The organism is Shouchella hunanensis (assembly GCF_028735875.1).
GTDB classification, from domain to species: domain Bacteria; phylum Bacillota; class Bacilli; order Bacillales; family Bacillaceae_D; genus Shouchella; species Shouchella hunanensis.
In genome coordinates, this window is sequence record NZ_CP117834.1 from 3,455,057 (window position 1) to 3,477,627 (window position 22,571).

Consider the following 22,571-nt stretch of genomic DNA (forward strand, 5'->3'; position numbering starts at 1 on the left):
TGTTTTATCATTCGGATTTAAAGTGTAAATATTTCATAAAAGTAAGCTGTAGGAACGAGTAGTCTCTTCATTTTATGAATTTAGTAGGACGGGTGAATGCTTTCCATTATAATGGAGACATTTGGTTTCATTAGTAAAACGATGAAACATACTAGCGCTTAGTACGTAAGTAAATGTTATGGTAATAGAAAATATAAAAGGAAAGAGTTGAACGTGATGTTGTGGATAATGGCACAAGACAAAGAGAGAATCAGTCATGTTATTGAGGTTTCGATTTCTGGAAAGAAAATTATGGGTGTTGGTAGTGCTGGATTAAATGAGTGGGGTAATTTGTTAGGGAAATACGATTCTAAAGAACGGGCGATGGAAGTGCTTGAGGACATTCATCGTACAATCGCGAATAGTAGCCAATTCGCTATAACGTATACAATGCCAACAGATTAAGAGCGCTCTAAAATGAAAGGAGGGCTAGTTTGATGAATACAGAGTCTGTTTTCGGAATGGAATTTCTTTTTATTAGTCTAGCTGTAGTTGTGCTGTTACTGTGGTTCTTTCAAATTGTCATGAGAAGGTGGTTTCAAGTGGAAAAGAAACCATTTTTCTCATATAACCATGTGAACCGAAAGCATGCAAAATGGGATTATGGTATTCGAATCTCTTTTATGGTCGTACTAATTGTTAATTTGCTGCTGACTCTTAGCGTGCAAAACTGGTTAATTGAACCTTGGTATGTACTTATTATTTTTTTAATTCTGTTAGCGTCGGTACGGGCTATTTTTGAAAAAAAGTATGCAGAGAATAAAAACGAATACAAATTAACATTGAGCCAACTTCTTTTTTCCGTTTTTCTAATAGGAATATTTATTTTTATTATGATAAATTTTTAGAATAATCGTTCGCCTTCTCTTTCTAGATTGTGAAGTTCGTATATGAAAAGAGAGGGGAAGTAAAAATGATTCATTTAACAAGTGCGCTTCAAATTGAACAGCAGATCATTGATATTGGAGACGGAGGGGAATACGAGACCATTACCGCAGCGATTGAAGAACTCCTTACAAGTGGGGCAACGCACAATAATTCAAGTATTACACTCAATCTTTTAAAAGGTTTTGTGCTAAAGGAACAAATTCACGTTGAAAATATGAATCTTGATTGGATTACAATTATTAGTGAAGATTCCGTTGTGCCGATTCAAGCATCAGCCATTTCAAAAACGTTAATTGAATCTAGGAGACCTGCTTTTTTTGGACGTAATCAAGCTACGCTGCCAACGATAGGCGTTTTATTTGAATATGATATGCAGACTGTTCGGTGTGATGGCATTACGGTAGCTTTTGGATCGAAAGTGCAATTACTTCCTGGTGCTGGTGTGAACTATGCTGATCGAGGGCTTGGTGCTTATTATCATTCTGAAGCTTTTTGCTATATGGAAGGCTTAACAGAAGGAGGAGGGGGAATAGGAGCTGGCGATGTAACGGGTGTATCCTTTCGTTATTGTTCCAATCGTGCTTTTATGGCGTCCTTTGGATCGAAAATAAATTGTGCCAGGTCTATTCTTGATTACTGTAGCGGCGACAATGCTGTTTATGCTATTTGGGGGTCTTTTTGCGATATTTATCAATCAAATGTGAGTCATGCTACAAATACAGCTGTCCATAGCAGAGATGGCTCGAAAGTAAATGCTCGTGAAACAAATGTTTCCCACTCTAATAGAGGGTTTCATGCGCTTCACAATGGCACTATTAATGCACGCTATTCTGCTACGAAGTGGGCAGGAGATGGAGCAAAGAACTGTAGAGGCTATGGTGTCATGGCAACATACAATTCACAAATCGATGCTGCTGATTTACCAGTAGATGGCTCACATAGAGGATTCCATGCTTCTACTGGATCAACCATTAACGCTAGTACATCATCTGCCAAAAATTGTACAATCGGCTACCATGCTACAGGGGCGAGCACGATTAATGCTCAAGAAAGTGATGCGAGTGGAGCAAGCTGGGAAGGCTTTTTTGCGGAAAAAGGAAGTATAATAAATGCTGATCGATCCGCTGCGAATGATTGTCGAGAAGGTTTTAGTGCCCGATTTAATTCAACGATTAACGCAGATACATCTAGTGCCCAGCGAGCGAGAAATCATGGATTCCTTGCTAACGAAACGTCTACCATTCAAGCAAGAAACAGTGTCGCCAGTCAAGCGATGATAAATGGGTTTCTTGCAACAAGATCTTCAACGATTAACGCTCGTGGTTCGAATGCCCGTTTATGCAGTGGGAATGGGTTTAGGGCAGAGGAAGGGTCGAGTCTAAATGCTAATTCAGGAGATGCTTCAGGTAGTGGCGAAGAAGGTTTAGATGTTTTTAGAGGCTCTTTTATTTCGGCTCAAAACTCTATCGGCAGTCTTAGATCGCCAGAACGATTAAATCAGCTTACGCGAGAAGGGGCCATCTTTCGTTAATGTATAGACTTAGTTAAAGAAAGCACCGACACATTGTTGGTGCTTTCTTTATGTAACTACCTATTCTGCGCCTTGACTGTTGTTGCTTTTAGCATTTTTTTAGAAAAGTCTTCTTCTTTATAATGAATGAGAACATTGGCACCTAATGAACGGCATAATACGAACTTTTCCTGAGAGCCAGCAGTAACAATAACAGATGCGCCTCGCAACCTTTTTTCTAGCTAAATGGCGACGGTACGACAACACGCGCACTGACGCGATTGATGACCGTCTCTTGGTGTTTGAATTTACATGAAAAAATAAAGTTTGATAAGCGGTGAGAAAGACTTTTGTACTAGTAGCAGCTTGTTGAAAGGAAAGGGTCTTAGGAATTTGTTTGGTGGCATAACCACCTCCGTTAACAAGCCCATGATAGAGTCGCCTTCCTTATATTTACTTTCTTCAAGCGTCATTACTTAATCGTTTCAAAAAGGTGAGCGTGATAAACAATATTTCGAATAGAAACCATTGTTTCTCGTTTCGCCTCTTTTGATGTTAAGGACGTTTGGTGATTTAAAATACTTGTAAGCATGCCTTGCCAAATAAGTGTGGTCATCGTGCTGATCGTTTTCACTTTTGAGTGTGAAATCTCTCCTTTATCGGCAGCTGCCTTTAATAGAGATTCACCTCTAATGGCAACGTTTCTTTCATATAAAGCAGGCTTTAAGGTGTCGGGAAACTCGACAATATCAGCTTCGTACAGGTCATAATACTGTTTAAACAGATCTTCAGGCTCTTTGCTAATATCCATCAAAAAGATGGTGTGAAAGAGTCTGGGATCTTGATAAGAGAATTCACAAAAGCATTCCCAACCGTTTAGATATTGTTCAATGATCGACTTATTTTCTTCTATTGTATTAATAAAAGCTGATGTATAGGGCTTTAAAAATCGCATGGATGCAAAAAAGGTTAAGTGGCTTAACTCAGAAAAATAATTATAAATCGTCGCGCTATTGTAACCTGCTTTATCGGCAATTTTTCGAATTGTAATGTGATCGTAACCCTCTTCTTCAATAATAGCAGCAGTTGCTTCAATAAAATATTGCCACATCCGTCGCCGCTTTACGTCTTTTTTATTCACATCAAAAACTCCTTATTAAAATGACCTATCTTTTATTTTAAGCGATATCGCTCTTATTTGTCAGTTGACCAAGTTTCGACAAAAATATATAATCATGATTATTAAGTAATCGTGATTATTTTATAATCATGTTTGTTATTTTGCAAGAACGTTTCTCTATGAGTCAAAATTTTATTAAGAGGGTGTTCAAATGAATCGAGCTAAGATTGATCCTTTAATTTTTTGGTCATCTATTGTTGTCATTCTTATTGCTTCATTGCTTCTTGTGTTAAATCAAGATGTAGCAGAGCCTTTTTTAAACGATGTGATGAATGGCATAACCACTCGAATGGATTGGGTATTTCAGTTCGTTACGTTTGGGTTGTTTATTGTATTAGGTTGGCTAGCGTTTGGGCCATACGGACGTGTCCGTTTAGGAGAAGGAAAGCCAGAATTTTCAACCTTTAGTTGGGGCGCAATGCTTTTCTGTGCTGGAATGGGAACAAGTATTATGTTTTGGTCTATTCTAGAACCGCTCTATTATTACACTGGTCCTCCTTTTGGTCTTTCACCTGAAAGTACAGATGCAGCTGATTGGGCAGTTACATATGGGCTGTTTCATTGGGGGCTATCCGCCTGGGCGCTTTACGCTCTTCCTACTGTAGCGATTGCGTATTCTTTTTATGTCTCTAAACGACCATCACTTAAAATTAGCACAGCACTTGAAGGCGTGCTCGGGAAACATGCGCATGGTTTGCTTGGTAAAATAATAGATATTCTTGTAATTTGGAGTCTTGTAGGAGGACTAGGAACGTCACTAGGCTTAGGAGTTCCGATGGTCTCTGCTGTAATGGGTGATTTAATTGGAGTGGAGCAATCTCTTGGGCTAAGTATTGTCATTATTCTATTTTGGACAATCATTTTCAGTGCGAGTGCGTATTCAGGTCTTTACAAAGGTATTCGTAAATTAAGCGATATCAATGTGTATTTAGCTTTAGCTCTTGCCGCTTTTGTGCTAATTACTGGACCAACCTTATTTATTTTATCCAACTTCACAAATAGTCTTGGATTAATGCTACAAAACTTTGTATACATGAGCTTTTACACTGATCCAAATGCAAGCAGCGGCTTCCCGCAAACATGGACCGTGTTTTACTGGGCGTGGTTTGCTGCGACTGCTCCATTTATTGGCTTGTTTGTAGCTCGTATTTCACGAGGGCGCTCCATTCGTCAATTGGTCTTATCTATATTATTATGGGGAACCGTTGGAAGCTGGCTCTATTTTGCTGTATTCGGTGGTTATGCCATTCATCTTGAAACAAATCAACTTCTTTCGCTTACGGACATTCTAGCAAACGAAGGAGAACAAGCGGTTATCGTTGAAATGCTTCGCTCTCTACCAATCAGTACGATTGTCATGACTTTTTTTGTTATTTTGGCATTTATCTTTTTAGCAACGTCTCTTGATTCGGCAAGCTATGTGTTAGCATCCATCGCAACAAAAGAGTTAAAAGACGAACAAGAACCGGCTAGATGGCATCGTGTCATTTGGGGCGTTATTCTTTCTTTACTTGCCATTTCATTAATTAGTGTTGGTGCGCTACGGGTTGTGCAAACATCCGCAGTCATTGTAGCGGTTCCTGTTGTTGTGTTATATGGCTTATTTACGGTTTCACTTGTTCGCTCATTAAAAAAAGATTTTCCTAAAGGAGGCTAACGATGGTTTTTAATGTTCGAGATTCAAAGCTTCATATTAAAGAAGATTACCATTATGACATTGAGGTAATGGAACACAGTTGGATACCCATGTCTGATGGAACCAAGCTAGCAGCAAAAATATGGCTTCCGAAAGGAGCTCAAAACCAACCGGTTCCTGCAGTGCTTGAATATTTACCTTATCGAAAAAATGACTTTACTGCTTTACGTGATTCCATTCGGCACCCATACTTTGCCGGTCATGGGTATGCAAGCATTCGTGTTGACATCCGTGGAACCGGTGATTCAGACGGGATTTTGCATGATGAATATTTGCCACAGGAACAAGAGGATGCGCTTGAGATTTTAGCGTGGCTAGAAGATCAACCGTGGTGCACTGGTGATGTAGGCATGATTGGTAAATCATGGGGTGGATTTAATGGCTTACAAGTGGCTAAACATCAGCCAAAACAGTTAAAAGCTGTTATTACGCTATGCTCGACGGATGATCGTTACGCGGATGATGTGCACTATATGGGAGGGAATATTTTAGCGTCAGACATGCTGTGGTGGTCGTCAACAATGTTTGCTTATAACGCAAGGCCGCAAGATCCCGTTGTAGTCGGTGAATCATGGTACAAAAATTGGCTTGAGCGGTTAGAAAAAACACCCCCATATGTAGAGAAGTGGCTAACCCATCAACACCGAGATGACTATTGGAAACAAGGGTCTGTCAATGAAGATTATGAAGCAATGACTGTTCCAGTATTTGCTGTCGGTGGCTGGGCTGACGGTTATACGAATGCGATCTTTAGAATGCTAGAACATTTCTCGGGTCCGAAAAAAGGGTTAATTGGGCCGTGGGTACATGAATATCCTGAAGTGGCAATTCCAGGTCCAGCAGTTGGTTTTTTACAAGAATGTGTACGCTGGTGGGATCACTGGTTAAAAGGTGTAAATACAGGCATAATGGATGAACCAATGCTAACCGCTTGGCAACAAGAAAGCATCAAGCCTGCCGTTCATTATGAAGAACGTCCAGGTAAGTGGATTTTTGAGGACTCTTGGAAAGATGCAGAAAGACAGCAGCAAACCTTTTCATTAACAAGCGCTGGCAAGCTGACGCTTGAAAGAGCAGAGGATGCGACTATTTCTTTAGCAAGTGTTCAACAGCATGGCTTATACAGTGGCGTTTGGTGTCCATTCGGGCAAGAAGGGGATATGCCGTCAGATCAGCGAATGGAAAAAGGCTTAAGTACAACGTTTACGACAGAACCGCTTGACGACGCGCTTCATTTACTTGGTCTGCCGAAAGTGACTATTCAGTTCAAAAGTAATAAAGCGGATGCGCTCATTGCCGCAAGACTATGTGATGTTGCCCCTGATGGCGCAGAGACCATGATTAGCTTTGGCATGTTAAATTTGAACCATTTACATGGTCATGCGTTTCCAGAAGCGCTTGAGCTAGGACAAGAATACACGGCAACCATTCAGCTCAATGCAGTCGGTATTCGTATTCCGAAAGGTCATCGCTTGCAGCTTGCTTTATCGCCAACGTACTGGCCCCATGCATGGCCATCGAAAGAAGAAGCAACTATTGAAATTGTGACTGGCACAAGTACGGTGCTCCAATTGCCGGTTCGCGATGATGGCGCACATGCACAAGATGGGGAATGGCCGTTTGAAAAGCCAGAAGCTGCTCCAGTGATGGGAAGAGAAATTTTAAGAAAAGAATCTAGATACCGTCACATCAACTATGATCTTCTAAGCGAACGTTGGGTGCTAGACGACTTCTCGGATGAAGGCAAACGGAAGCTACCTGCAAATGGACTAGAATATGGTAGTACGAATCGTAACGTTTACACGATACGTGAAGGCGATCCGCTTTCTGCAGAAGCCCACTGTAAATGGGAACTCACCCTTGGACGAGGTGATTGGCAAACAGAAGTTCATACAGACAGTAAAATGACCGCTGACAAAACCAATTTCTATTTAGAAAACACTTTAAAAGCATACTTGCGCGATGAGTTAGTCTTCGAGAAAACGTGGGAAAAGATGATTCCGCGTGATTTTCAATAATAGTGTGCATAACCCTTCCTAGATTGCAGGAGGGGTTAATTTACCCATTCATTTATAAAATAGAAAGAAAAGAGTGCGTTGCGTTTAAAAGCACGAAAACGAAACACTTTTATCTGTCTTTTCAATTAACTTTTTACTTTTGACTGAATCCTATGCTAGGATAAACGTAGCTTCTCTCGTAGAGGCTTTTTCTTTTTTAGTCAATGAAATGGCTACCATAGAAACTAACTAAAATGAGGGACAACGATGAATCAAGCTATCGATCATTTAGAAACAATCAATCGATTTACATCAACAGCTAATGAAAAAGAGGGGATTACACGACTAGCTTATAGCCTAGAGGAAAAAGAGGCGAAGCAATGGTTAATGGATTCTTGTGAGCAATTAGGTTTAACAGTACGAGAAGATGAAGCTGGAAACATGATTGCGAGACGAGAAGGAAAAGACGCAAATCTTCCGGCAGTAGCGTTTGGCTCTCATCTTGATACAGTCTATCAAGCAGGACAATACGATGGTGCATTAGGTGTCATCGCTGGATTAGATGTATTAAGACAATTAAATGAAGAAGGAATTAACACCGATCATCCTCTTGAATTAATCGCGTTCACATGTGAAGAATCAGCGCGATTTGGTGTGTCTACTGTAGGAAGTAAAGCGATGGCTCAACAAGTCGATAGAGTAGCATGTCAATCCCTCGTGGATAAAGATGGAACGACCTTTACAGATGCGCTAGCAAGTGTCGATTTATCGGTGGATGACATAGAGCGTGCAGAAAGGCAGCCAGATGAATTAAAAGCATTTGTCGAACTACATATTGAGCAAGCAAAGCAACTCGAAAGACAAGAGAAAACGATAGGAGTCGTAACGGGTATTGCTGCGCCTCATCGACTTTTTCTTGTTGTGAAAGGAGAAACCTCTCATTCTGGCACGACGGCTATGGAAGACCGTCATGATGCTTTACTCGCCGCTGCGGAGTTGAGTTTAGAATTAGAACATCAATCGATTATGGAAAAAGATTGGAATACGTTTGCTACGGTAGGTACACTTCACGTGGTTAATGGTGCCATGAATACTGTACCTGGAAGAGTCGAGTTGAAAATCGATATTCGCAGTCAATATGTTCATTCACGAAATCGTATCATCACAAAGTTAAAACAAAAAATAAGCGATGTCCAAAAACAAAGAGGTGTGGTCATTGATATTGAACATGAAGAAAAAACACAACCTGTACAAATGAATGCGCGCATTCGTAGCCTAATTACGACGATTTGTAAAGAAAAGAATATACCACATATGGCGTTACCCAGTGGAGCTGGTCATGATTCAATGAATATGGCAAGGCGTTGGCCAACGGCAATGGTTTTTGTTCCTTCGGTAGATGGGGTGAGTCATCATCCGTCTGAATATACAAAAGAAGAGGATTGTTTAGTTGGAATAGAAGTGCTAAAAGAGACGGTTATACAACTTGCAAATAAAGATGTTTTACTAAGTTAGTGGAATTTTTTTATATAGAAACGATTTCTTTAACTGCACGTAATAGAGGAACCGCAAATCTTAAATGGATTTGTGGTTTTTTAGCATTTTGCCACTAAGTCACGCTTATAAATAATGGATATATTTTAGTGATTTTAGGATTTCAGCTTTGCTGTTCTTGCGATAGGATAGAGCTAGAAACAAGAGGAGGGGTTATTGTGAAAGCGCTTAAATTAATTGGTTTTTCTCTATGCGCCGTAGTGGCTTTAACGGCTTGTGGTGAATCAAGCTCAGGCTCAGGTGAAGGGGAACTCGTTATTTATACAACAAGAAGTGAAAACTTAAATGAAGCGGTTATTCCGAAATTTGAAGAAGAAACGGGCATTAAGGTACAAACCATTTCAGCAGGAACAGGAGAGGTGGTTACTCGAGTAGAGTCAGAGCGTAATAATCCACAAGGGGATATATTATGGGCAGCTGATGTCACCATGCTTCATGACAAAACGGATTTATTTGAGGAGTATGTATCTCCTGAAGATGAGTTTATGATGGAAGGATTCAAAAATACAACAGGCTTTTTCTCGCCAGCTTTTTCAGATCCAACTGTCTTTATTGTGAACACGGACTTAGTTGGTGATGTTGAAATTGACAGTTTCCAAGACTTATTAAACCCAGCATTGAAGGGGCGGATTGCGTTTGGCGATCCTGTTAATTCAAGCTCTGCTTTCCAATCGTTAGTAGCGATGCTTTATGCGGCAGGTGATGGCGATCCCTTAGCTGATGAGGCTTGGACATTTGTAGAAGCGTTTCTTGAAAATCTAGACGGAAAAGTCCAAGGAAGTTCAGGACAAGTGCATAGAGGGGTAGCAGACGGAGAATATACAGTGGGACTAACATGGGAAGATCCAGTTATTCATTATATTCAAAGTGGTGCACCTGTTGAAGTTGTTTTCCCAACTGAAGGTGTAGTGTATCCAGGTCAATCTGTTCAAATCATAAAGGGAACCGATAATTTAGAAGGTGCGAAGAAGTTCATTGACTATGTCTTATCTGAAGAAGTGCAAAGTCGTACAGGCATGGAGCTAACGGTTCGTCCTTTACGTGAAGGTGTTGAAGTTGCCGATTACATGACGCCTCAAGATGAAATTCATCTATTTGAAGAATACGATGAAGATTATATTATCGAGCATACAGATGAAATCACGGCACGCTATGTAGATGTGCTTGAACAATCAATGAATTAAGAAATAGGATATGCAGGGTACGGTTAGGCTCTGCATATCTCTTTTTAATAGATATAAAGGGGGAACCATTCATGAGTGTTGCCATTCATATAGAAAACGTTGTCAAAAAATATGAGAATCAAACTGTGATTGATGGACTGTCATTAGAAATAAAAAAAGGAGAACTGTTTACTCTTCTTGGCCCTTCTGGTTGTGGAAAAACGACATTACTACGCATGATTATCGGCTTTAACTCCATTGAAGGAGGCGCAATAAAGCTAGATGATGAGGTCATTAATAACATCCCAGTGAACAAGAGAAAGATGGGAATGGTTTTTCAAAATTACGCTATTTTCCCACATATGACTGTTGCGGAAAACATTGCATTCGGGTTGAAAGCACAACATCAAGATAAATCATCTATGAAAAGCCGAATTGAAGAAATGATGAAAGTTGTTCGAATTGAAGAGCATCAGGCTAAAAAACCGGATAAGCTTTCTGGTGGACAACAGCAACGAGTTGCGCTTGCCCGCGCTTTAGTTATTAATCCGAAGGTATTGTTAATGGATGAGCCTTTATCGAACCTGGATGCAAAATTAAGAGTGGAGATGCGAAATGCGATTAAAGACATTCAGCAAGAAGTCGGCATAACAACGGTTTATGTAACCCACGATCAAGAAGAGGCGTTAGCGATTTCTGATCGTATTGCGGTAATGAATAAAGGTGTTATTCAACAAATCGATAAGCCGGAAACGATTTATTTACGCCCGCGTACCCTTTTCGTTGCTCAATTTATAGGCACGTCAAACGTCATCAAAGCAACTGTTGAAAAGGTCGGGGATGATAGCTACCTTGTATTCAATGAACAGTATAAAGAGAAGCTTACTACGTTAAGTGATGCTGCAAAAAATGGGCAGGAGGTATTGGTTTCCGTTCGCCCTCAAGAATTTGTTGTAACGTCTGATGTGAATACAATCGCTGGAACAGTCAATAAAACGATGTTCTTAGGAATTAACACACATTATTTTGTCACATTAACGACAGGAGAAACGGTAGAAGTTGTACAAAATATTGAAGATCATGCCATTATTCCAGAAGGAACAACGGTACAAGTAAAGGTGAAACCAGCACTTATTAACGTGTTTGATTCTTCAACAGAAGAGACGCTAATAAAGGCAGGTGGCTGAAGTGCTTCGTAAATATGCAAATGGATGGAATCTGATTACGCTTTTTATTCTGTTATTTTTCGCGTTGTTCATCTTATTTCCAGTTGTCCTTGTGTTAAATAAAAGTGTGTACAATGCAGAAACCGGATTTACGTTGCAACATTTTGCCCATTTCTTTGATCGTAAATTTTATTGGGTTACGTTGTGGAATAGTATTAAAGTGACCATTGTTGCAACATTACTTGCTGTTTTAATTGGGCTGCCACTTGCTTATATCCTAAGAAGAGTGAAAATCTTTGGCAGTAAAGCGATCCAAATTTTAATTATTGTTTCGTACATCTCTCCGCCATTTATTGGTGCCTATGCATGGATTCAGTTGCTTGGACGTGGTGGGGTTATTACAAAGTTTGTAAACGATACGTTTGGTTTGAATTATGATGGCATTTATGGGTTTGCAGGAATTGTCCTTGTGCTAACGTTACAGTCCTTCCCGTTAATTTTTATTTACATTTCAGGTGCGTTGAAAAATGTTGATAATTCGTTAATTGAAGCCGCGGAAAGCCTTGGATATTCTGGGTTTCAGCGGATGTTAAAAATTGTTGTACCACTCATTACACCAACCCTTTTAGCCAGTGCGCTTCTTGTTTTTATGCGCGTTATTGCTGACTTTGGTACACCTATGCTGATTGGTGAAGGCTACCGAACCATACCCGTGTTAATTTACACGCAGTTTATGAGTGAAGTTGGTGGAGATGCTGGCTTCGCAGCAGCCATTGCAACCATTTTTATTATCGTAACAATCGCTTTGTTCCTTGTACAGCGCATTATTTCGAGACAATATTCGTATTCAATGTCGGCACTAAAGCCGATGGAGGTTAAAAAATCATTTGGGATAAAGAACGTGTTAAGCCATAGCGTTGTGTATGTGATTGCACTTTTATCGATCTTGCCACAGCTTGTTGTTATCTATACGTCCTTTTTAGAAACAACTGGTGGTCAAGTCTACACAGGGCGTTTTTCACTTCAAAATTACGAAACCATTTTGTTTAATCGTGATTTATCAATGATTTTAAATACGTATAAGCTGGGATTTTTTGCGATAATTATAATCGTCATTATCGGGATCTTTATTTCTTACCTAACGGTCCGGAAGCGTAACCGCATTACGTCTACACTTGATACCATTTCGATGCTTCCATTTGTTATTCCAGGTTCGGTGCTTGGTATTGCGCTCGTTTTTGCTTTTAATGATGCACCCTTTTTCTGGACTGGAACAGCATTTATCATGGTGTTGGCCTTTGTTATTCGTCGAATGCCGTATACGATTCGCTCAAGTACCGCCATTATTAGTCAAATTAGTCCGAGTATGGAAGAAGCTGCGATTAGCCTCGGCGCATCAGAGAAGCGTACATTCTTTAAAGTGGTCGTTCCAATGATGATGCCTGGCGTATTAGCGGGGGCAATTATGAGTTGGATTACAATATTAGGCGAATTAAGTGCATCCATCATTCTATACTCTAGTAATACCCAAACCCTCGCCGTGTCCATTTATTCTGAAGTGATCAGAGGGAACTTTGGAAATGCGTCTGCTTACTCAGCGATATTAACGATCACATCCATTCTATCTCTATTACTATTTTTTAAATTAACAGGAAAGAAAGAGATGAATTTATGATAGAAGCCCAACCGGTTTATCCGGCTGGGCTTTTGTTTTTTATTGCTTGGATATATGCGATGATGCGCGCACAACAAGCTCCGGAACAAGCTCTCGAACAAGTCCTTCTTCTCCTGCGATTAACCGCAATAGTTCTTGAACAAGGGATTTTGCAAGTTTTTCAACCGGTACACCGACTGCTGTAAGAGGGACGTCTGCTTCAGCTTGTTGAGGAATATTGTCATAAGAGACTAGGGCAACATCCTCTGGAATAGTTAAACCGGCCTGACGAATTGCTCGAACCGTACCGACTGCAATGTCGTAGCTTGAACAAATAAGTGATTCGGGTAACGGACTTTTAGCAAGGAGAGCAGATAGAGCGGTAAAGCCATCTATACTGTTAAGTCCTTTTGTATCAATTAAAATAGGCTTCAGACCGCGTTTTTTTAGTGCGTCTAGATAGCCAGTTTGTTTAGCTAGCTGGCGTCGACCAATACCGTCAACCATCCCAACATAACCGATTGAAGAGTAGCCGGATTCAACAAGTGTTGAAACAGCTAATTCCATCGCATATTCGTGCTGTACACCTACGGTTGGAAACTGGTTAATACCTGGCACACCATAAGACAGAAGGGGCATATCAAGCTGAGCAGGTAATTGATTTTGAGGGATATCTTCTTCAAATAGAAGAATGGCATCACTACGCATTCGCGAAAAAAGAGCGATCGCTTCGGTTGGATCACTAATGGATAATAAAATATTCTTTCCTTCATCAGCCATCATTTTGTTAACGTGTCGAGCAAGCTCTGTTAAAGCAACACGGTTTATTTCTGGCCAAACGAGCCCAACTGTATTCGTTCGCTTCGTAACGAGATGTTTAGCAGCAAAATTTGGTGTGTAGCCAAGCTGCTTTGCCTTGTTTAAAATCGTTGTTTTCGTCTCGGGTTTAACGAGCGGGCTATCGTTTAGCGCTTTGGACACCGTAGAATAGCTAACATTGGCTGCTCGAGCGATGTCTTTTATCGTAACCATGGTCCATTTAACTCCTTTATGTAACCTCATTTCTTATTATTTTACGTAGTTTTTACGAAAATAACAACGTTTTCATTGATTTTGGACACGCTTTCATTTATATTAAAAATAACAACGTTGTTATTATCAGAGGAGGAACGAATTATGCGTCGTTTATCGATTGGATTTGTAAGCGCATTAACATGCTTTTTGGCTGCCTGTTCAACACCGACAGCATTATCAAGTGATGTTACCGTTATGCGCTTACCTCACAATATGAATGAAAGTCATCCAATCCATCAATCTTTGGTCCATTTCGCTGAACTAGCAGAAGAAAAGAGTAACGGGACGCTACGGTTTGATATTTTTCCAAATGGCCAATTAGGCTCTGAAAGAGAAGCAATTGAGTTAACTCAAACTGGTGCCGTAGATGCAACGAAGGTGAGTGCAACGGCGCTAGAAAGCTTTTCGCCATTCTATGCATTATTTAGTATTCCTTACTTATTTGTGGATCAAGATCATTATTATGAGGTGATGGAAAGCTCTATTGCTACTGATATCTATGATTCCACTTCTGACAGCGGTTTTTTTGGACTGACCTATTATGACGCAGGAACACGCAATATGTACACTATTAATCAACCGGTACGAGAACCAGAAGACTTAGCAGGTTTGAAAATTCGGGTACAGCCAAGCGAAACCGCCATACAAATGACACGTCTTATGGGTGGGGCTCCTACGCCAATGGCTTTCGGTGAAGTCTATACTGCCTTACAACAAGGTGTAATTGATGGAACTGAAAACAATGAAACCGCTTTAATATCAAATAATCACGGTGAAGTTGCAAAGGATTATTCGTATACAGAGCATGCGATTGTGCCTGATTTACTCATTTTTAGCAAATTACGTTGGGACAGCTTCTCCGAAGAAGAACGTGCCATTATTAAAGAAGCTGCCGATGAGTCCAGCCAGTTTCATAAAGAGCTATGGGCAGAAGAAATTGAGCGCTCTGTTGAAGCTGCAAAAGAATTGGGCGTAACGTTCCATGAAGACGTGAATAAAGAAGCCTTTCGGGACCTTGTAGAACCGATGCATGAAGCCGTTCGCTCAAACGAAGAAATGGCAGAGTACTACGAACGTATCCGAGCTATGGAGAGGGGGGAGTGATTGTAGTGATTGAAAGGATAAACAAAACGATCGGGAAAATTATCATGTTTGTCTCAACAAGTATGTTCGGTGTAATGGTTTTAGTTGCCGTATGGCAAGTGGTAAGCCGTTACGTTCTAAATGCGCCAAGCACGTTTTCTGAAGAGTTTCTGCGCTACTCCTTAATCTGGGTGACAATGATCGGTGGTGCATATGCTTTTCACCTAAAAAAACATATTGCCATTGAAATGGTCGTCAACCGTCTAAATACTCGATTGCAAAAAGCCGTTCGCTTCTTAGCGCAACTATTTTTGCTAGCGTTTGCCTTAGTCGTCATGGTGTATGGAGGCATCCAACTCGTGTCTTTAACGATGACACAGCAAACCGTTTCCTTAGGTATTCCAATGGGGTACATTTATTTATCGCTGCCCATTTCAGGTGTGCTCATTACATGGTTTTGTTTAACGGAACTGTTTACTAGAAAGAACGGAGCGCCGCACGAACAAACCGAAACCATTCAGTTGAAAAACGATTAACTAGAGAAGGAGATTCAAATGGCCTTACTTGCAGGAATTAGCCTCGTTGTTGTGTTTTTACTATTGCTTGTAATCGGTGTTCCTATTGCGATAAGTGTTGCAGGGGCATCGATTGTGACAATGCTCCTTATTGCCCCTTTTGATGCGGCGGTCTTCACCTCTGCTCAGAAGATGGTAACAGGAATTGATAGCTTTACATTACTAGCTGTGCCATTTTTCTTATTAACTGGCATTATTATGAACCAAGGAGGCATTGCGCTACGATTGGTTAACGTTGCTCGTCTTCTAACTGGTAAATTACCAGGGTCCTTAGCTCATACAAATATTGTCGGAAATATGTTATTCGGTTCTATTGCGGGCTCTTCTGTTGCATCCGCAGCCGCTATTGGCAAAGTGATGCATCCCCTTCAGGAACAAGAGGGCTATGACCGTAAGTTTTCAGCTGCTGTCAACATTGCATCAGCACCAACAGGGTTAATTATTCCGCCCACTGGACTCTTTATTATTTATTCTCTCGTTAGTGGTGGAACGTCTGTTGCGGCTTTGTTTTTAGCAGGCTACATACCAGGTATTTTATGGGGACTAGCAACAATGGTTGTGGCGTATATTCTCGCCAAACGCAAAGGGTATACAGCGAAACGACATCAGGCTGGTAGTAGTCCTTTAAAAGTCATTTGGGAAGCGGTCCCAAGCTTGTTCCTTGTGATTATCATTATCGGAGGAATTATCGGGGGGTTTTTTACGGCAACAGAAGCGTCGGCTATTGCGATCATTTACGCGTTGCTCTTATCGTTTGCCTATCGAAGTCTATCAGTTAAACAACTGCCTGGTATTTTCAAGGAAGCTGTTGAGTTAACGGTTGTCATTATGTTCTTAATTGGGACATCTGCCATGCTTTCTCTCGTTATGGCGTTTACAGGCATTCCTAGTGCCATCAGTACAGGCATTTTATCATTAACGGATAATCCTATCTTCATTTTGTTACTTATTAATCTCATTCTATTGCTTATTGGTATCGTAATGGATGTGACACCTGCCATTTTAATTTTTACGCCTATTTTTCTACCAGTTGTTATGGAGTTTGGTATGGACCCTGTTCATTTTGGTGTTATTTTAATTGTAAATCTGTGTATCGGTAATATTACGCCACCTGGGGGAAGTGCTTTATTCGTAGGAAGCACAGTTGGAAAAGTGAAAATTGAAGAAGTCGTGCGACCGCTTGTCCCGTTTTATATTGGGATTATCATCGTATTAATGATTGTCACAATGATTCCTGCGCTGAGCACATGGTTACCAACACTCGCTGGTTTAATGTAATACGATAGAAAAAGGAGAGAAACCCATGAATATTCAAGCACCCTATCAATTTGAGCTGAAAGAAAAAAAAGGCTCTTTACTATCTTTTTATAGTTCGGAAGCGCAAATGACAGCATATGTATTTGTACTTGAACAAGGCATATTTCGAGTTCTTTTTGAAAAAGAAGAGGGTTTAGAAGTACCGCAAACATGGAGCATTGCTCCAGGCTGCGATGATGTACCAGTAGAAGGACGTCCGCGTTTCAGCACTGAAGGGTTTACGTGTCCGACGTTTGCGACGAAAGAGTACGATCGTCATATAGAAATCGCTACAAATGAACTGAAAGCAGTGATTCAAAAAGAAGGATTTCGCATGGCATGGTTCCAAAAACAGCAAGGTGAGTGGGTTGAATTTGCCAGTGATCGAATGACTCAAGCATATAATTTTAAAGGCGAGTTAGGGAAATCGCTTAAACATTATTTAAAAAGAGATATTAGCGAGCACTATTTTGGGCTAGGAGAACGAACAGGGGAGTTAAATCGTCACCATGGTCGTTTCCGTAATCTAACAATTGATGCAATGGGTTACGACGCTCAATATTCAGACCCGCTATACAAACATATTCCCTTTTATATCACGCGCAATCCGAAAACGAGTTATTCCTACGGCTTGTTTTATGATAATCTTGCACCAGGCTATATCGATCTTGGAAGAGAATTAGATAATTACCATAGCTTGTATCGTTACTTTGAAGCAGAAGCTGGAGATTTGGACTATTATATGATCGGTGGTCCAACGGTAAGAGACGTTGTGCAAACGTATACGTGGCTTACAGGAAACACAATGATGCCACCAAAGTGGAGCATCGGATATTCTGGATCAACCATGAGCTATACAGATGCGTCCAATGCGCAAGAACAGCTTTATCAATTTATCGCTGATTGTGAAGAGCACGATATTCTCTGTGACTCTTTTCAACTATCTTCTGGTTACACTTCTATCGGAGACAAGCGTTATGTGTTTCATTGGAACAAAGAAAAATTTCCTGACGCCAAAAAACTAGCGGCGGATTTCCGTGAAAAAGGCTTGCGGCTTGCAGCGAATATTAAGCCAGCTTTTTTAGCAGGTCATCCTGCATATGAAGAACTTGAGGAAAACGGTTATTTTATTACTGATGGTCAAGGGAAAACCGAGTTAGCTCAGTTTTGGGATGGTGGTGGCGCCTATCTTGATTTTACGAACAAGCACGCATTCAACTGGTGGAAGACACAAGTGACAAACCAGTTGCTTGAATACGGTATTTCATCCACCTGGAACGATAACAATGAATATGAAATTTGGAATGAACACGCACAAGTGAATGGATTTGATCACGCGCTACCATTTCAGACCATTCGCGGGCTGTTTCCACTATTAATGATGAAAGCGTCATTTGAGGCACAAGAGGCATTTACAAAAGAAGAGCGGCCGTTTCTTATTTCGCGTTCTGGAGGGCCAGGAATGCAGCGTTACGTTCAGACTTGGACAGGTGATAATCGCACAGAATGGAAAACGATTCGCTTCAATACGAAAACCGGTCTAGGATTGAGTTTGTCAGGTATTTACAACTATGGTCATGATGTCGGTGGATTTGCCGGACCAAAGCCAGATCAAGAGTTATTTATCCGTTGGGTACAAAATGGGATCTTTCATCCACGCTTTACCATTCATTCTTGGAACGAGGATCAAACCGTAAATGAACCATGGATGTATCCAGAGGCGACACCAGCCATTCGCGCGCTCATTCAGCTTCGTTCCATGTTAACACCCTATTGGTATACGACGTTCTATGAAGCGCGCACGCGCCATGAGCCTATTATGAAACCAACATTCTTTGATTTTGAAGCGGATGCCAAGACTTGGGAAGAAAATGATGATTTCCTCGCTGGACCAGCATTTTTGGTTGCATCTGTCGTAGAGCCTGGTGTAGATGAGAGGCGTGTGTATGCACCGAAATCCAAAGGGGGCTGGTTTGATTTTTATCGGGGAACAGCTGTTGCTGGAGGAACTGAAGTGACATTGCCTGCACCGGATCATGAAACGCCTTTACTTGTAAAAGCAGGCTCCATGATACCAGTGAATGGTGCCGAACGAACGTTTAAAAAGAAAGATGAGGATGTACGGGGCTTCCTTTTGTTTCCGGAAGAGGGTGCGAATCACCGCAGCAGCTATACGTTATATGAGGACGATGGGATTTCACGTGATTGGAAAGAAAACCATGCTCTTGTTCATTTAGACATGACTACTACGGCAGACACAATATCTATAACTGTTACGGTAGATCACCATGGGTATGTACTACCTTATAAAGAAGCCATCTTCACTATTGCAACAGGAGATAGACGAACACTCATAGTTAATGGTAAAACCATTGAATCGGGTCAAAGAGGAGTGATTTGCTAATGTTTATACACGAAAACTTTATGCTTCAAAACGAGTATGCAAAAACGCTGTATCACGATTATGCCAAGACAATGCCTATCTATGATTTTCATAGTCACCTAGATCCAGAGTCGATCGCGAATGACAAATCCTATGAAACCATTACCGAGTTGTGGTTAGGTGACGATCATTATAAATGGCGCGCGATGAGAGCATGTGGTATTGAAGAAAGGCTCATTACTGGTCCTGCAACGGATAAAGAAAAATTCTTCGCATGGGCAAGAACGGTTCCTCAACTTCTCGGCAATCCTCTGTATCATTGGACGCATATGGAGTTAACACATACGTTTGGCATTTCAACGTTATTATCGGAAGAAACAGCAGAAAGCATTTGGCAAGAGACCAATCGTCAGCTACAAGAAAAAAAAGTCACAGTGCGGTCTTTGCTTCAGCAAGCCAATGTAGACACACTTTGTACAACCGATCAAATTATCGATTCATTAGAGGAGCATGTTCGAATTGCTCAAGATAAAACAATTGTAACAAAAGTGTTACCAACGTTTCGTGCAGATGCTGCTTTGCAAGTAGGTGGAAAGAACTTCCGAGATTTTCTTGGTAAATTAGAAAATGTGACTGGAATTGACATAAACAATGTATCGTCGTACCTTCAAGCATTAACGAATCGAATTGATTACTTTCATGAACGTGGCTGTCGAGCAAGTGATCACGGTATTGGTCAATTTCGGTTTGAAAAAGCTACTGTTCAACAGGCAGAAGAGCTATTTACTCAATTGCTGCAACAAAAGCGCTTGAACGAACACGAACGAACACTTATTCAATCTATTGTTCTCGAACATTTAGGGAAAGCTTACGCTGATAAGGGCTGGGTCATGCAACTCCACATTGGTCCTCTTCGTAACAACAATAGTGCTGCTTTTGATACCATCGGCCCAGATAGTGGATTTGATTCGATCCAAGATGATTCGTATGCCATTTCATTAAATCGTTTCTTTAATGAGCTTGAACAATTGGACAAGCTACCAAAGACGATTTGCTTTAATCTCGATTGGACGAAAAACGAAATGATTGCGGGTGCACTTGGCAACTTCCAAAAAGAAGGACTGCCAGGAAAGATGCAGCTCGGATCAGGCTGGTGGTTCAATGATACAAAAGACGGTATGCGCCGCCAAATGACAAGTTTGGCATCTGTTGGAGTTTTGTCTCATTTTGTTGGAATGTTAACAGATTCGAGAAGCTTTCTGTCTTTTGCTCGCCACGATTATTTTAGACGTATTCTATGCCAATTTATCAGTGAATGGATGGAAGATGGAGAGATTCCAGCTAATTTGCCACAAGCAGGAAAACTCATACAAGCTATTTCTTACCAAAATGCAAAACGATATTTTGAATCTTGATCAGAAAGCCTTTCTAAAGAGAGGCTTTTTTTGTCTTATGAAAGAATTATCTGAAAATAAATTCGTTTTTCAAAAAAGCAAACTTATTCAAATATGGAGATTGTGCTTTATGATGGAATGATAACGCTTACTTGATGAAAGGAGAGAACTAGTAAATGAGTTTATAAGAGGAGAGATAATAGCGAAGAAAAAAAGCTATACGTATCGTTACAGGAGGTGAATCGATATGAAATCAAAGAAAATGAAAGACGAGATTAAGCGCTCCTTTTTCACCTATGCCATCGTGGTGGTTACTGTTATCTTTTTTATTTATTTATTATTATTATCAATCGTATTTCGTTTAACAGTTATTGAGCCTAATGAAGCAAATCATGAGCATGTTTTAGCTGACGTAGAATCTGGATTCGCAGCCTATTCTAATGGGATGGAAGAGCTAGTTAATGCTTCATCAACGATTCACACCTTTTTAGAAACAGGAGAACAAGCAAGTGAGGCTTATAAGATCTTGTATGATTTTCGAAATCATCAGTCCTTACATGCAAATTTTTTGTTGTTAAATGATGATGAAGAAGTGGTGGCTACAAGCTTTTATAGCGGAACAGAGGAGGAGGCAAGAAATGGTGTTGCTTTAAATGCTCTTACTCATAAGTTAGAAGGCGCTGGTGTCGTTGGGACGCGTTTAACGAGCCCATTACGAGATGTTCATCATCGCTCTTCCTATGTTTTCTCAGCGGCAATCGGTGGAGAGGAAGGCTTACTTGGGTATTTGTTTTATTTCCTCGACTTACAGTCGTTTCCAGATCAACATTATGTGTACGTAACCGATTTGTTTGAGAATGTGATTTTTTCTAATTATTCCTATGGATTGACGACCCTAGGAAAACTTGACGTGAATCGAAAAGGGAACTGGATTACGCATGACGGAGACATGTTTTATAAAACACAAACGACTCTTTCTAAGCAAGGGATTCAGATCATTACAATGACACCAATATCCATTTATCGTTTACTGGTGTTATATGGTGTATTGACAATGATGATAAGTAGTATTGCTATTCTACTCGTTGTTTGGTTTGTTGCACCAAAGATTGTCGCGAAATCATTGCAGCCATTTGATGGATTAGTCGCGCTAATGGCATCAAAAAAGAAGTATAGTCATCTTGATCACGAGCCGAATTATGAAGAAGTCGAAATTATTTATGAAGAATACCGAAGTCGTGTATCTGAGGTTGAGCGATTGTTAGATGAAAATCAAATTATAATGGAGAAGAAGCGTATCAGTGAATTAAAGCATCTTGAAGCAAAGTTTAATCCTCATTTTCTTTTCAATGTTCTTGAAATGATTAAATATGAACTTATGGCTGATCCGCAAAGTGCTTCTGACATGGTAGTGAAAACAGCAACATTGATGCGCTATAACGCTAACTTTGGACAAACATTAGTGCCGCTCGGAGAGGATATACGTTATCTTAACGATTATTTTTCTTTACAAAAAATGAGATATGGAAAAAGGCTACACTATGAAATGACGTTCATTCCAGAATCTATATTAGACGAAGCGTCTATTCCAAAATTACTCATTCAACCATTAATTGAAAACGCAATCAAACATAATATTCATAAAACCCATTCTTTATCGATTGAAGTAACGATCAAGACAGACGGTGATCTGCTAACGATTGAGATTAAAGATAACGGAATGGGCCTTGCTAAAGAAAAAGTGGAAGAAATTAAAGCGATTTATCTTGGAGAAAAAGAAGCATCAGAACAAACAGGTCTTCATACTGTACATCAGCTTATACAGCTTTTATACGGAGATGATTATGGTTTAATGATGCACTCACAAGTTGAAGAGGGAACAATTATGACAATTACGTTGCCACTACAAAAGGGGTGAA

General features: G+C 40.4%; 18 protein-coding genes. 15 read left to right on the forward strand and 3 right to left on the reverse strand.

Annotated elements, in window-relative coordinates:
- Positions 1 to 216 precede the first annotated feature (216 nt).
- The 3 genes from PQ477_RS17820 to PQ477_RS17830 all read left to right on the forward strand — a co-directional run bounded on the left by PQ477_RS17820 (position 217) and on the right by PQ477_RS17830 (position 2,458).
- Complete coding sequence (locus PQ477_RS17820) at positions 217 to 444, forward strand: hypothetical protein (protein WP_035398821.1); 228 nt, start codon at positions 217 to 219, stop codon at positions 442 to 444.
- A gap of 32 nt (positions 445 to 476) precedes the next feature.
- Positions 477 to 887, forward strand: coding sequence for a DUF4181 domain-containing protein (locus PQ477_RS17825; RefSeq protein WP_274272600.1), 411 nt, complete (start codon positions 477 to 479; stop codon positions 885 to 887).
- A 65-nt stretch (positions 888 to 952) separates the two neighbouring features.
- Positions 953 to 2,458 carry a hypothetical protein gene (locus tag PQ477_RS17830; protein ID WP_144558925.1) on the forward strand — a complete coding sequence of 502 codons (1,506 nt, stop codon included), beginning with the start codon at positions 953 to 955 and terminating at the stop codon, positions 2,456 to 2,458.
- 56 nt (positions 2,459 to 2,514) lie between these two features.
- Here the strand turns inward: PQ477_RS17830 and PQ477_RS20955 are convergent, their stop codons facing one another.
- Together PQ477_RS20955 and PQ477_RS17835 are read right to left on the reverse strand one after the other, a co-directional pair.
- Positions 2,515 to 2,667 (reverse strand): zinc-binding dehydrogenase, encoded by a 153-nt coding sequence (locus PQ477_RS20955; protein ID WP_081762446.1) that lies wholly within the window; start codon positions 2,665 to 2,667, stop codon positions 2,515 to 2,517.
- A gap of 242 nt (positions 2,668 to 2,909) precedes the next feature.
- Positions 2,910 to 3,578, reverse strand: coding sequence for a TetR/AcrR family transcriptional regulator (locus PQ477_RS17835; protein WP_187204837.1), 669 nt, complete (start codon positions 3,576 to 3,578; stop codon positions 2,910 to 2,912).
- Between the two features lie 190 nt (positions 3,579 to 3,768).
- Between PQ477_RS17835 and PQ477_RS17840 the strand changes: the two genes are divergently transcribed.
- The 6 genes from PQ477_RS17840 (at position 3,769) to PQ477_RS17865 (ending at position 12,868) form a co-directional block, all read left to right on the forward strand.
- Positions 3,769 to 5,274, forward strand: a complete 1,506-nt coding sequence (locus PQ477_RS17840) for a BCCT family transporter (RefSeq protein ID WP_274272601.1) — start codon at positions 3,769 to 3,771, stop codon at positions 5,272 to 5,274.
- 2 nt (positions 5,275 to 5,276) lie between these two features.
- Positions 5,277 to 7,331: a CocE/NonD family hydrolase gene (locus PQ477_RS17845; protein ID WP_060705736.1), complete on the forward strand. Its 2,055-nt coding sequence runs from the start codon at positions 5,277 to 5,279 to the stop codon at positions 7,329 to 7,331.
- Positions 7,332 to 7,577: 246 nt separating this feature from the next.
- Positions 7,578 to 8,825, forward strand: coding sequence for a Zn-dependent hydrolase (locus tag PQ477_RS17850; RefSeq protein ID WP_060705737.1), 1,248 nt, complete (start codon positions 7,578 to 7,580; stop codon positions 8,823 to 8,825).
- Positions 8,826 to 9,022: 197 nt separating this feature from the next.
- Entirely contained in the window at positions 9,023 to 10,048 is a 1,026-nt protein-coding gene (locus PQ477_RS17855; protein ID WP_144558929.1) for an extracellular solute-binding protein, read from the forward strand.
- Positions 10,049 to 10,119: 71 nt separating this feature from the next.
- Entirely contained in the window at positions 10,120 to 11,214 is a 1,095-nt protein-coding gene (locus PQ477_RS17860) for an ABC transporter ATP-binding protein (protein WP_035398345.1), read from the forward strand.
- A 1-nt stretch (position 11,215) separates the two neighbouring features.
- Entirely contained in the window at positions 11,216 to 12,868 is a 1,653-nt protein-coding gene (locus PQ477_RS17865; protein ID WP_210244253.1) for an ABC transporter permease, read from the forward strand.
- Between the two features lie 39 nt (positions 12,869 to 12,907).
- Here PQ477_RS17865 and PQ477_RS17870 read toward each other — a convergent pair whose 3' ends face one another.
- Complete coding sequence (locus PQ477_RS17870; RefSeq protein WP_186370779.1) at positions 12,908 to 13,879, reverse strand: LacI family DNA-binding transcriptional regulator; 972 nt, start codon at positions 13,877 to 13,879, stop codon at positions 12,908 to 12,910.
- 144 nt (positions 13,880 to 14,023) lie between these two features.
- Here PQ477_RS17870 and PQ477_RS17875 point away from each other — a divergent pair, with 144 nt between their 5' ends.
- The 6 genes from PQ477_RS17875 (at position 14,024) to PQ477_RS17900 (ending at position 22,570) form a co-directional block, all read left to right on the forward strand.
- The gene (locus tag PQ477_RS17875; RefSeq protein WP_274272602.1) at positions 14,024 to 15,025 is read left to right on the forward strand and encodes a TRAP transporter substrate-binding protein; all 1,002 of its coding nucleotides are present in this window, start codon (positions 14,024 to 14,026) and stop codon (positions 15,023 to 15,025) included.
- Positions 15,022 to 15,540 carry a TRAP transporter small permease gene (locus tag PQ477_RS17880; protein WP_035398343.1) on the forward strand — a complete coding sequence of 173 codons (519 nt, stop codon included), beginning with the start codon at positions 15,022 to 15,024 and terminating at the stop codon, positions 15,538 to 15,540. The genes PQ477_RS17875 and PQ477_RS17880 overlap by 4 nt, the downstream gene beginning before the upstream one ends.
- Positions 15,541 to 15,558: 18 nt before the next feature.
- Entirely contained in the window at positions 15,559 to 16,857 is a 1,299-nt protein-coding gene (locus PQ477_RS17885) for a TRAP transporter large permease (RefSeq protein ID WP_035398341.1), read from the forward strand.
- A gap of 25 nt (positions 16,858 to 16,882) precedes the next feature.
- Positions 16,883 to 19,279: a glycoside hydrolase family 31 protein gene (locus PQ477_RS17890; protein ID WP_274272603.1), complete on the forward strand. Its 2,397-nt coding sequence runs from the start codon at positions 16,883 to 16,885 to the stop codon at positions 19,277 to 19,279.
- Positions 19,279 to 20,673 carry a glucuronate isomerase gene (gene uxaC / locus PQ477_RS17895; RefSeq protein WP_060705740.1) on the forward strand — a complete coding sequence of 465 codons (1,395 nt, stop codon included), beginning with the start codon at positions 19,279 to 19,281 and terminating at the stop codon, positions 20,671 to 20,673. Before PQ477_RS17890 ends, uxaC begins: the two co-directional genes overlap by 1 nt.
- A 226-nt stretch (positions 20,674 to 20,899) precedes the next feature.
- Positions 20,900 to 22,570 (forward strand): sensor histidine kinase, encoded by a 1,671-nt coding sequence (locus tag PQ477_RS17900; RefSeq protein WP_274272604.1) that lies wholly within the window; start codon positions 20,900 to 20,902, stop codon positions 22,568 to 22,570.
- Position 22,571 lies beyond the last annotated feature (1 nt).

Bases quoted from the DNA above. Each gene is read 5' to 3' on its own strand.
- PQ477_RS17875 (WP_274272602.1), top strand. From the start codon at position 14,024: ATGCGTCGTTTATCGATTGGATTTGTAAGCGCATTAACATGCTTTTTG.
- PQ477_RS17820 (WP_035398821.1), top strand. From the start codon at position 217: ATGTTGTGGATAATGGCACAAGACAAAGAGAGAATCAGTCATGTTATT.
- uxaC (WP_060705740.1), top strand. From the start codon at position 19,279: ATGTTTATACACGAAAACTTTATGCTTCAAAACGAGTATGCAAAAACG.
- PQ477_RS17900 (WP_274272604.1), top strand. From the start codon at position 20,900: ATGAAATCAAAGAAAATGAAAGACGAGATTAAGCGCTCCTTTTTCACC.
- PQ477_RS17885 (WP_035398341.1), top strand. From the start codon at position 15,559: ATGGCCTTACTTGCAGGAATTAGCCTCGTTGTTGTGTTTTTACTATTG.
- PQ477_RS17845 (WP_060705736.1), top strand. From the start codon at position 5,277: ATGGTTTTTAATGTTCGAGATTCAAAGCTTCATATTAAAGAAGATTAC.
- PQ477_RS17860 (WP_035398345.1), top strand. From the start codon at position 10,120: ATGAGTGTTGCCATTCATATAGAAAACGTTGTCAAAAAATATGAGAAT.
- PQ477_RS17840 (WP_274272601.1), top strand. From the start codon at position 3,769: ATGAATCGAGCTAAGATTGATCCTTTAATTTTTTGGTCATCTATTGTT.
- PQ477_RS17825 (WP_274272600.1), top strand. From the start codon at position 477: ATGAATACAGAGTCTGTTTTCGGAATGGAATTTCTTTTTATTAGTCTA.
- PQ477_RS17870 (WP_186370779.1), bottom strand. From the start codon at position 13,879: ATGGTTACGATAAAAGACATCGCTCGAGCAGCCAATGTTAGCTATTCT.
- PQ477_RS17890 (WP_274272603.1), top strand. From the start codon at position 16,883: ATGAATATTCAAGCACCCTATCAATTTGAGCTGAAAGAAAAAAAAGGC.
- PQ477_RS17850 (WP_060705737.1), top strand. From the start codon at position 7,578: ATGAATCAAGCTATCGATCATTTAGAAACAATCAATCGATTTACATCA.
- PQ477_RS17830 (WP_144558925.1), top strand. From the start codon at position 953: ATGATTCATTTAACAAGTGCGCTTCAAATTGAACAGCAGATCATTGAT.